The organism is Xanthomonas sp. F10 (assembly GCF_014206815.1).
GTDB classification, from domain to species: Bacteria; Pseudomonadota; Gammaproteobacteria; order Xanthomonadales; family Xanthomonadaceae; genus Xanthomonas_A; species Xanthomonas_A indica.
The window spans coordinates 981,169-992,520 of record NZ_JACHNP010000002.1 but is presented as its reverse complement, the minus strand read 5'-3'; the positions used below and the strand labels follow the sequence as shown (position 1 = coordinate 992,520).

Below are 11,352 nucleotides of genomic sequence, written 5' to 3'. Positions count from 1 at the left end.
CGCGCCACCGTCCCTCCACGGTGGCGCGCTGTTTCGTGTCCGGCGCGGCGGCGCCGGCATCGTCTTCTGCAACAAGGAGTGCCGTTCCATGACGACCGAGACCCGCCCCCGTGCGGACCGATCCCGCCACGCCGGAGCCGCACGCCAGACCCTGGCCAGCGCGCTGGCCCTCATTCTCGCGCTGACGGCCCTGCCCGCCGGCGCCGCGGATGCGCCGTCACCGACCGCGCCCACCGCCACCACCCTCAGTCCGGAACAGATCGACCAGCAGTGGCTGCAGGCCACCGCCAAGTACGCGCCCGAACGCGCGCGCCTAGTGCGCGAAGCCAACGACGGCGCGCGCGGCGGACCTTTCCGGCCCGACTGGACCTCGCTCAAGCAGTACCGCTCGCCGTCCTGGTACGACAACGCCAAGTTCGGCATCTTCATCCACTGGGGCGTGTTCTCGGTGCCGGCCTTCGGCAACGAGTGGTATTCGCGCAACATGTACCAGCAGGGCAGCAAGGACTACCTGCACCATCGGGACACCTACGGCCCGCAGTCGCGCTTCGGCTACAAGGACCTGATCCCGCTGTTCACCGCGCCGAAGTTCGATCCGCAGGCCTGGGCCACGCTGTTCCGCGAATCCGGCGCTCGCTACGTGGTGCCGGTGGCCGAGCACCACGACGGCTTCGCGATGTACGACTCGCAGCTGTCGGACTGGACCGCGGTCAAGATGGGCCCCAAGCGCGACGTGATCGGCGAGCTGTCCAAGGCGATCCGCGCGCAGGGCCTGCATTTCGGCCTGTCCTCGCACCGCGCCGAGCACGACTGGTTCTTCGACGGCGGCCGCCAGTTCGACTCGGACGTCAACGACCCGCGCTACGCCGGCCTGTACGGCCCGGCGCAGGTGCGCCTGCCTGGCAAGGACGACGCCGACGTCACCAACGACTGGACCCCGGTGTCGCAGGCCTGGCTGGACGACTGGCTGGCGCGCACCACCGAGCTGATCGACCGCTACGACCCGGATCTGATCTATTTCGACTGGTGGATCGCGCACCCGACCTTCCGCGGCACGCTGCCGACCATGCTCTCGTACTACTACAACCATGGCGCGGCCAAGGGCGGCGTGGTGGTGAACTACAAGCTCGGCGCCTTCCCCGAGGGCGCGGGCACCCTAGACATCGAGCGCGGCCAGCTCACCGGCATCCATACCACCCACTGGCAGACCGATACCTCGGTCAGCAACGCCTCGTGGGGTTATGTCGAGAACGACACCTACAAGACGCCGACCTTCATCATCCACATGCTGGTGGACGTGGTCAGCAAGAACGGCAACCTGATGCTCAACATCGGGCCGCGCGCCGACGGTTCGATCCCGGACACCGAACGCGCGATCCTGCTGTCGATCGGCACGTGGCTCAAGACCAACGGCGAGGCGATCTACGACAGCACGCCGTGGCGCACCTACGGCGAAGGCCCCACCGAAGTGGTCGGCGGCACCTTCCAGGACACCAAGACCAAGCCCTACACGCCCGAGGATTTCCGCTTCACCACCGGCCACGGCGCGCTGTATGCGATCGAGCTGGGCTGGCCGGCCGACGGCCAGGCCGTTATCCGCTCGCTCAAGCCGGCCGACGGCGTGCGTGGCGTCACCCTGCTCGCCAGCGGCAAGCCGGTGCCGTTCGAGCAGCGCGCCGACGGCCTGCACCTGCGCCTGCCGGCCAAGCCGGCAGGCGAACACGCCTACGTGTTCCGCATCGACCTGTCCTCCCCCACCCCGCCAACGGATCCCTCCCGATGATGAAGCGTTTCGCAGGGCTGCTGTTCGCCCTCGCCCTGGCCTGCGCCCCGGCCATGGCCAAGAACCCGACTGCGCTGTTCTATCTGATGAACACGCAGAAATCGACCAATTCGTTCCTGGCACACCTCGACAAGATCGATGTGGTGGTGCCGACCTGGTACGGCGTGGACCAGAGCGGCCTGGTCAACGGCACCCCGAACCTGTACCTGTACGAGATCGCCAAGCAGCACAAGCTGCGGGTGATGCCGATCCTGTCGATGACCGCCGGCCGCGACGGCTTCCACAAGCTGCTGCACGACGAGGACGCCAAGCAGCGCATGATCGCCGCGCTGCTGATCCACGGCCGCAAGCACGGCTATTACGGCTTCCAATTCGATTTCGAGAGCATCGCCTGGACCGACCGCGATGCCTACTCGCTGATGGTCAAGCAGACCGCCGAGGCGCTGCACAAGGCCGGTTTCAAGCTGTCGGTGGCGGTGGTGCCGAACGCACCGGGCTATGCCGAGGGCGGCGCATTCGCCAAGTGGATGTGGGAGTACTGGCGCGGCGCCTACGACCTCAAGGCGCTGAGCGCCTCGGCCGACCTGATCAGCCTGATGACCTACGACCAGCACACCCGCTGGACCACGCCCGGCCCGGTGGACGGCATGGTGTGGATGAAGAAGCACCTGGACTACGCGCTGACCCAGGTACCGAAGGACAAGCTGTCGCTGGGCATCGCTACCTATGGCTACCGCTGGTACACCGGCAATCCGGTCAAGCCCGACGGCACCGAAGCCTCCAACATCACCGCCGACTACATCGACGCCGACGAGTCGTTCCCGCTGGCGGTGGAGCAGAACGCCACCGTGCAATGGGATCCGGTGGAGCAGGAGTCGTGGTTCTATTTCTACCGCGACGACATGCGCGAATGGGTGTTCCGCCCGGACGCGCGCAGCTTCCGCGCCCGCTACGACCTGGTCAAACAGTACGGCCTGGAAGGCTTCAGTTGCTGGGTGCTGGGCGCCGAAGATCCCAAGGTCTGGGACGAACTGCCGACCGCGGCACGCTGAGCGGCCGCGCGCTCGAGATGCGACACGCGGCGCATGCGGCGCGCGCCGAACGCGCCGCGCTCACCTCAGGCTACCCCGCAGCCTCTACGATACGCATCTCGATCGCTTGAGGTAGACCGATGACTGCAGTGGGTGCACACCCCCGATTGCCGCACCGCCCGATGCTCGCCGCCGCGCGCATCGCGGCGGCCTCCCGCAACGCCTGGCTGGGGTTGTCCCTGCTCGCCTGTGGCAGCCTGCTCGGCGGCTGCGACCGCGCGCCGCCGCCAGCGCCTGCGCCTGCGGCCAAGCCCGCCGCGGCGCCGCCGCCGGCCCCGAAACACGATGACGACGACGACAAGACGCCGTTGCCGCTGATCCCGGCGCCGGCCAAGGCCGAGCGCGACGGCGGCACCCTGACCATCCGAGCCGGCGCTGCGCTGTCGGTGCCCCTCGACGACCCCGGCGCGCAGCGCGTGGCCGAGCAACTGTCGCAGTTGCTGAGCAAGACCCGCGGTCTGTCGCTGGAGGTGCGCGAGGAGACCATCCCCGCCGACGGCAGCATCCGCCTGCAGCTCAATCCCAATACCGAAGTCGCGCAGGCCGAGGGCTACACGCTGGACGTGGACCCGCGCACCATGCTGATCCAGGCGCGCGAGGAACGCGGCCTGTTCTACGGCGCGATCAGCGCCTGGCAGCTGATGACCCCCGACGCCGGCAAGGGCGAGGTGGACGTCCCGCAGGTGCACATCCGCGACTGGCCCCGCTTCGGCTGGCGCGGCGTGCTGCTCGACGTGGCGCGGCACTTCCACGGCCCTGACACGGTCAAGCGCCTGATCGACGCGATGGCCCAGCACAAGCTCAACGTGCTGCATCTGCACCTGACCGACGACCAAGGCTGGCGCATCGAGATCAAGCGCTATCCCAAGCTCACCGAGATCGGTGCCTGGCGCACCCCGCCCGGCGCCGGCACCCATGGTCTGCCCGATCGCTACGGTGGCTTCTACACCCAGGACCAGATCCGCGACCTGGTGGCCTACGCCGCCGCGCGCCACATCACCATCGTGCCGGAGCTGGACATGCCCGGGCACGCGCAGGCCGCGGTGGCCGCGTACCCGGAACTGGTCGGGGTGACCCGGCAGCGGCCCAAGGTGTCGGTGGACTGGGGCGTCAATCCCTACCTGTTCAATACCAACGACAAGAGCATGACCTTCATCCGGGGCGTGCTGGACGAAGTGCTGCAACTGTTCCCCTCGCCGTACATTCACATCGGCGGCGACGAAGCGGTCAAGGACCAGTGGGAACGCTCGCCGGCGGTGCGCGCGCAGATGCGCAAGCTCGGCATCAAGGATGCGCACGCGCTGCAGGGCTGGTTCAACCAGCAGCTGGCCGACTACCTGACCCAGCACCAGCGGCGCCTGATCGGCTGGGACGAGATCCTGGAAGGCGGGCTGCCCGCGAGTGCCTCGGTGATGTCCTGGCGCGGCGTGGACGGCGCAGTCGCCGCCGCCAAGCAGGGCCACGACGTGGTGCTGGCGCCGGCCGGCTGGATGTACCTGGACAACCTGCAGAGCGCGCGCAACGACGAGCCCAACGGCCGCCTGGCGACGCTGCCGCTGCAGAAGGTCTACGGTTTCGACCCGGTGCCGGCGGCGCTCAGCCCCGAAGAGAGCAAGCACGTGCTCGGCGTGCAGGCGGCGCTGTGGAGCGAGTACATCCCCTCCGCCTGGCATATCGACCATGCGCTGTTCCCGCGGCTGAGCGCGGTGGCCGAGGCCGGCTGGTCGCCGATGGCCGCGCGCGACTGGAACGGCTTCCTGCAGCGCATGCCGGCGCAGCTGGACCGCTACCGCCTGCAGGGCATCGCCTATGGCGACGGCGCCTTCGCCCCGGACATCGCCGTGCAGGGCGGCGACAACGCGGCGCTGGACAGCGGCCAGGCCACCGTGGTGCTGGGCAACCAGGCCAAGTTCGGCAGCTTCCGCTACACCACCGACGGCAGCGAGCCCAAGGCCGACTCGCCGCGCTACACCGCGCCGTTCGCGGTGACCCTGCCGGTCACCGTGCGTGCGGCCACCTTCGCCGACGACGGCCGCCTGCTGGCCGCGCCGCGCAGCCGCATCCTCGACCGCGCCAACCTGCTCAGCCGCGACACCCAGGGCCTGAGCTCGTGCGCCGGCGGCGAACTGGGCCTGCGCGTGCCGCTGCTGCCGGACCTGGCGGAGCAGGACACGCCGGTGTTCAACATCGACCTGTTCACCAGTTGCTGGCGCTACGCCGATGCACGCCTGGACGGCGTCGACCGCATCCGCATCGACGCCGCGCGCCTGGCGCGCAACTACGGGCTGGCGCACGACCAGGCCAAGGTCAAGCGCTACCCGGCGCACAGCGCGCGCGGCGAGTTCGAGGTGCGGCTGGGCGACTGCAAGGGCAAGCTGCTGGCCCGGCTGCCAATGCCGGCCGGCAAGACCCTGGGCGACCAGTTCGCGCTGGAAGCGCGGCTGCCCAAGCAGACCGGCGTGCACGACCTGTGCCTGCGCTCCACCGCGCCCATCGCCGGCCCGTACTACGCCATCGGCGCCGTCCATCTGATCGACACCGCGGCGCAGGCGCCCCCCGCCGCCGCGCACTGACCACGGAGACCCTCGCATGACCCAGCCGCCCCGCCGCTCCCGTTCCGCGTCGCGCACGCGCCTTCCTGCCCGCCTCGGGCTGCTGCTGGCGCTGGTCTTGCCGGCAATGGGGCAGGCGGCGGCGCCGACGACGCTGTCGCTGCAGCAGGGCTGGCAGGTGCGGCTGGCGCCGGGCGATGCCAACGCCAAGGCGCATCCGAAGGCGGCGCAATGGCTGCCAGCGCAGGTGCCGGGCACGGTGCAGACCGACCTGATCGCCGCCGGGGTCGTGCCCGATCCGTTCTATCGCGACAATGAAGCGCAGATCCAGTGGGCCGGGCTGAGCGACTGGCAGTACCAGACCCGGTTCCAGGTCGACGCGGCCCTGCTGGCGCGCCCGCACCTGGAGCTGGTGTTCGACGGGCTGGACACCTTCGCCGAGGTCTATCTCAACGGCAAGAAGCTGCTGGCCGCCGACAATATGTTCCGGCAGTGGCGGGTGGACGCCAAACCGTTGCTCAAGCGCGGCGACAACGTGCTGGAAGTGCGCATCGCTTCGCCGATCAAGAAGATCCAGCCGTGGCTGGCCAAGCAGCCGTATGCGCTGCCCGGCGCCTACGACTCGGCGTTCGGCGACGAGCCGGTAGCGCGGCACAGCTCCACCTACGTGCGCAAGGCGCCGTACAACTTCGGCTGGGACTGGGGCCCGCGCATCGTCACCGCCGGCATCTGGCAGGGCGTGCGCCTGGAGGCCTGGGACGACCTGCGCGTGGACGGCCTGCGCATCGCCCAGCAGCGCGTGGACGCCGACGCGGCGCAGTTGCTGGCGCAACTGCAGGTGCAGGCCGGCCGCAGCGGCGAGGTGCAATTGGACCTGGACGTGCTCGGCCCGGACGGCCAGCGCGTCGGCCAGTTCAGCCAGCGCGCGGTCGTCGACCCGGGCGCCAACACCCTGACCGTGCCGGTGCGCATCGCCAAGCCGCAGCGCTGGTTCCCGGCCGGCTATGGCCGCCAGGATCTGTACACGTTCAAGGCGCACCTGCGCGATGCGGCGGGCGAGCGCTTCGAGGCGCAGCGCGTCACCGGCCTGCGCAGCGTCGAGCTGCGCCGCGAGCAGGACCAGTGGGGCAAGAGCTTCGCCCTGGTGGTCAACGGCATCCCGGTGTTCGCCAAGGGCGCCAACCTGATTCCGTTCGACAGCTTCCCCACCCGCGTCGACGCCGCGCGCATGCGCGGCTTCCTGCAGTCCGCGCGCAACGCCAACATGAACATGCTGCGCATGTGGGGCGGCGGCCACTACCAGCCGGACAGCTTCTACGAGGACGCCGACCGCCTGGGCATCATGATCTGGCAGGACTTCATGTTCGGCGGCGCCATCCCACCCTACGACGTCGCCTTCCGCGAGAACACCCGCGCCGAGGCCGAGGAGCAGGTGCGGCGCCTCGGCGACCACCCCAGCATCGTCATCTGGTGCGGCAACAACGAAGTGCAGACCGGCTGGGAGAACTGGGGCGACCGCATCAAGTTCAAGCAGTCGATCGACCCGGAAGAGCGCGAGCGCATCGTCCGCGGCATGACCACGCTGTTCGGCACGGTGCTGCGCGAGGCGGTGCAGAAGTACGACAGCGACACCCCGTACTGGGCGACCTCGCCGGGTACCGATTTCGACGGCGCCGCGGACCAGCCCGACGATGGCGACATGCATTACTGGAAGGTCTGGGGCGGCCCGGCGCTGCCGGTCAACGAATACCTCAACGTGACCCCGCGCTTCATGTCCGAATACGGCCTGCAGTCGTTCCCGGAACTGCGCACCATCCGCGCCTTCGCCGAACCCGGCGACTTGCAGCCCGAATCGCCGGTGATGCGCGCGCACCAGAAGTTCGACAAGGGCAACGGCAACCAGCGCCTGCTGCTGTACATCCGCCGTGCGTTCGGCGAGCCCAAGGACTTCGCCAGCTTCGTTTATTTGAGCCAGATCATGCAGGCCGAAGGCATCACCCTGGCCGCCGAACACCTGCGTGCATCGCGGCCGCAATCGATGGGCTCGCTGTACTGGCAGCTCAACGACGTGTGGCCCGGCGCCTCGTGGTCGAGCCTGGACTACTTCGGCCGCTGGAAGGCGCTGCAGTACCACGCGCGCCGCTTCTACGCGCCGGAACTGATCGCCGCACTGCGCGACGACAAGGGCCAGACCACAGTATCGCTGGTTTCCGACCGCACCACGCCGCTGGCCGCGCGCTGGCGCATGCGGGTGATGGACCTGTCCGGCAAGGTGCTGAGCAAGACCGAGAAGCCGGTGACCCTGGCGCCGCTGTCCAGTGTGCGCGTGGGCAGCTTCAGCGATGCGCAGTTACTGCGCCGCGCCGATCCGCGCCGCAGCGTGGCGGTGTTCGAACTGCTCGACGGCGAGCGCGTGCTGTCGCGCACCCTGGTGTACTTCGACGCGGCCAAGCACCTGCAGTGGCCGCAGGCTGACATCCGCAGCGACCTGCGGGCCGATGGCGACGGCTACGCGCTGACCCTGAGCAGCGCCACGCTCGCGGCGCAGGTGTGGCTGAGCTTCGGCGACCTCGACGTGACCCTGTCCGACAACGCCTTCGACCTGCTGCCGGGCGAACCGCTGACCGTGCGCGTGCACAGCAGCGCGACGCTGGAGCAGGTGCGCGCGGCGCTGCAGGTGCGCGACCTGGGCAGCACCCTGGCGGGTGCCCCGGCCGAACCGGCGGAGGCGAAGTGATGGGCTGGAAGATGCTCCGCGGATCGGCCGGCGTGCGGTCGCGGCTGAAGCCGCTCCTACATCCGCTGGCACAGGCGCTGTGTGCGATCGGCCTGCTCGCCGCCCCGCTCGCCCACGCCGACGAGGCCGAGGATCGCGCCGCCGCGCTGGTGGCGAAGATGACCCGCGCCGAGAGGATCGCGCAGGCGATGAACGATGCACCGGCGATTCCGCGCCTGGGCGTGCCCGCCTACGAGTGGTGGAGCGAGGGCCTGCACGGCATCGCCCGCAACGGCGAGGCCACGGTGTTCCCGCAGGCGATCGGCCTGGCCGCGACCTGGAACCCCGAGCTGCTGCATGACGTCGGCACCGTCACCTCGACCGAGGCGCGAGCCAAGTTCAATCTTGCCGGCGGCCCCGGCAAGGACCATCCGCGCTACGCCGGGCTGACCATCTGGTCGCCCAACATCAACATCTTCCGCGACCCACGCTGGGGCCGCGGCATGGAGACCTACGGCGAGGATCCCTACCTCACCGGACGGCTGGCGGTCGGCTTCATCCGCGGCCTGCAGGGCGACGATCCGGCGCACCCGCGCACCATCGCCACGCCCAAGCACCTGGCCGTGCACAGCGGACCGGAACCGGGCCGCCACGGTTTCGACGTGGACGTGTCGCCGCACGATTTCGAGGCCACCTACTCGCCGGCGTTCCGCGCCGCCATCGTCGACGGCCAGGCCGGCTCGGTGATGTGCGCGTACAACTCCCTGCACGGCACGCCAGCCTGCGCCGCCGACTGGCTGCTCGATGGCCGCGTGCGTGGCGACTGGGGCTTCAAGGGCTTCGTCGTGTCCGATTGCGATGCGATCGACGACATGACCCAGTTCCACTACTACCGCCCCGACAACGCCGGCTCGTCCGCCGCGGCGCTCAAGGCCGGGCACGATCTGAACTGCGGCTACGCCTACCGGGAGCTCGGCCTGGCCTTCGACCGCGGCGAGGCCGACGAAGCCCTGCTCGACCGCTCGCTGGTGCGCCTGTTCGCCGCGCGCTACCGGCTCGGCGAACTGCAGCCGCGGCGCAACGATCCGTACGCACGGCTGGGCGCCAGGGACATCGACAGCGCCGCGCACCGCGCACTGGCGCTGCAGGCCGCGCAGCAATCGCTGGTGCTGCTGAAGAACGCCAACGCCACCCTGCCGCTGCGCCCGGGCCTGCGCCTGGCCGTGCTCGGCCCCAATGCCGACGCGCTGGCCGCGCTGGAAGCCAACTACCAGGGCACCTCGGTGCAGCCAGTGACGCCGCTGCAGGGCCTGCGCACGCGCTTCGGCGCCGCCCAGGTGGCCTATGCGCAGGGTGCGCCGCTGGCCGCCGGCGTGCCCGGCATGATCCCCGAAACCGCCCTGCGCAGCGACGGCAAGCCCGGGCTGCGCGGCGAATACTTCGACAACCTGGACCTGGCCGGCGCCCCGCGCGTGCAGCGCCAGGACCGCGTGGTCGGCTTCAACTGGGACCACGTGGCCCCGGCCAAGGGCGTGGACAAAGACCGTTATTCGGTGCGCTGGAGCGGCGAACTGCTGCCGCCCGGCCCCGGCGACTACACCCTGGCGGTGCGGGTGGCGCGTTGCTTCGATTGCGCCGGCCACGACCCGGTGCGCCTGTACATCGACGACCAGTTGGTGATCGCCGGCAACGCCGAGGACAAGCACCTGCCGGCCGGCATGCACAACGCCGACGGCCGCAACGTCGAGACCGTGCTGCATTTCGACGACGCGCGGCCGCGCCGCATCCGCCTGGAGCTGGAACACCGCGGCCAGGACCAGGGCCTGCGCCTGGAGTGGCTGGCGCCGCCGGCGCTGCAACTGGCCGAAGCCGAACGCGCGGTGGCGCAGGCCGACGCAGTGGTGGCCTTCGTCGGCCTGTCGCCGGACGTGGAAGGCGAGGAACTGCGCATCGACGTGCCCGGCTTCGACGGCGGCGACCGCAACGACCTGGCCCTGCCGGCGGCGCAGCAGGCCTTGCTGGAACGGGCCAAGGCCAGCGGCAAGCCGCTGGTCGTGGTACTGATGAGCGGCAGCGCGGTGGCGTTGAACTGGGCCAAGCAGCACGCCGACGCGATCATCGCCGCCTGGTATCCGGGCCAGTCCGGCGGCACCGCGATCGCCCAGGCGCTGGCCGGCGACATCAATCCCGGCGGCCGCCTGCCCGTGACCTTCTACCGCTCGACCAAGGACCTGCCACCCTACGTCAGCTACGACATGAAGGGCCGCACCTACCGCTACTTCAAGGGCGAGCCGCTGTTCCCGTTCGGCTACGGCCTCAGCTACACCCAGTTCGCCTACGACGCGCCACGGCTGTCGACCGCGACACTGCAGGCCGGCCAGCCGCTGCAGGTGAGCACCACCGTGCGCAACACCGGCGCGCGCGCCGGCGACGAGGTGGTGCAGGTGTACCTGCAATACCCACCGCGCGCGCAGTCGCCGCTGCGCAGCCTGGTCGGCTTCCAGCGCGTGCACCTGCAGCCGGGCGAGGCGCGCACGCTGCGCTTCGTGCTGGACGCGCGCCAGCTCAGCGATGTCGATCGCAGCGGCCAGCGCGCGGTCGAGGCCGGCGACTACCGCCTGTTCGTCGGCGGTGGCCAGCCCGGTACCGGTGCGCCCGGCGAGGACGCCGCCTTCTCGATCAGCGGACGCATGGCCCTGCCCAAGTGAGCGACGGGGCCGCCTGCGGCCCCCGTCTACGAAATGCGCCAGCGCATGCGGCGGTGCAGCGTAACTGCCCGGCCGCGTTCGCGCCGCCGGGCCGACCGACCGCGGTGCGCGGCGCCGGATGAATTTATTTTTCACAACCTATTGACAGTCTTCCGGGACAGAGGTATCGATAACACGTCGGTGCCGCGCATCGACGATGCCAGACGCGCCGAACGCCGCAGCACTTGCGGCGTTTTCCAGGGCAGTTCCAGGGGTGATGTGCCATGTCATGCAGTCGTCGCAGCCAGGACCGATGCCTCGCCGGAGTTCCGGCGCCCTGCCTGTCGTCCACGTTCCGCGCGGGCACGCACGGGGGCCGCTGCGCATGACCCGTCGCTACAAGCTGAGCGCGCTGCGTTCGCGCTCCAAGTGCATCGCCGGCTACTCGCCGCCACGCCACTGATCGCCGTTTAACGGTCCGCCCAGCCGGCAGACGCCACGCGTCGGTCGCCGTCCGCTCGTC

Annotated in this window: 5 protein-coding genes; all 5 read left to right on the top strand. The window is 70.1% G+C overall.

Features of this window, described 5'->3' with window-relative positions; genetic code table 11:
- The first annotated feature begins 88 nt into the window (after positions 1-88).
- The 5 genes from FHR56_RS15575 (at position 89) to FHR56_RS15555 (ending at position 10,850) form a co-directional block, all read left to right on the top strand.
- Positions 89-1,783 carry an alpha-L-fucosidase gene (locus FHR56_RS15575; protein WP_160946461.1) on the top strand — a complete coding sequence of 565 codons (1,695 nt, stop codon included), beginning with the start codon at positions 89-91 and terminating at the stop codon, positions 1,781-1,783.
- Complete coding sequence (locus tag FHR56_RS15570; RefSeq protein WP_160946462.1) at positions 1,780-2,835, top strand: glycosyl hydrolase family 18 protein; 1,056 nt, start codon at positions 1,780-1,782, stop codon at positions 2,833-2,835. The genes FHR56_RS15575 and FHR56_RS15570 overlap by 4 nt, the downstream gene beginning before the upstream one ends.
- A 119-nt stretch (positions 2,836-2,954) precedes the next feature.
- Positions 2,955-5,447: a family 20 glycosylhydrolase gene (locus FHR56_RS15565; RefSeq protein WP_160946463.1), complete on the top strand. Its 2,493-nt coding sequence runs from the start codon at positions 2,955-2,957 to the stop codon at positions 5,445-5,447.
- Positions 5,448-5,463: 16 nt separating this feature from the next.
- Positions 5,464-8,163 carry a glycoside hydrolase family 2 protein gene (locus FHR56_RS15560; protein WP_160946464.1) on the top strand — a complete coding sequence of 900 codons (2,700 nt, stop codon included), beginning with the start codon at positions 5,464-5,466 and terminating at the stop codon, positions 8,161-8,163.
- A gap of 11 nt (positions 8,164-8,174) precedes the next feature.
- On the top strand, positions 8,175-10,850 hold the full coding sequence (locus FHR56_RS15555) for a glycoside hydrolase family 3 C-terminal domain-containing protein (protein WP_160946465.1): 2,676 nt from the start codon (positions 8,175-8,177) through the stop codon (positions 10,848-10,850).
- Positions 10,851-11,352 lie beyond the last annotated feature (502 nt).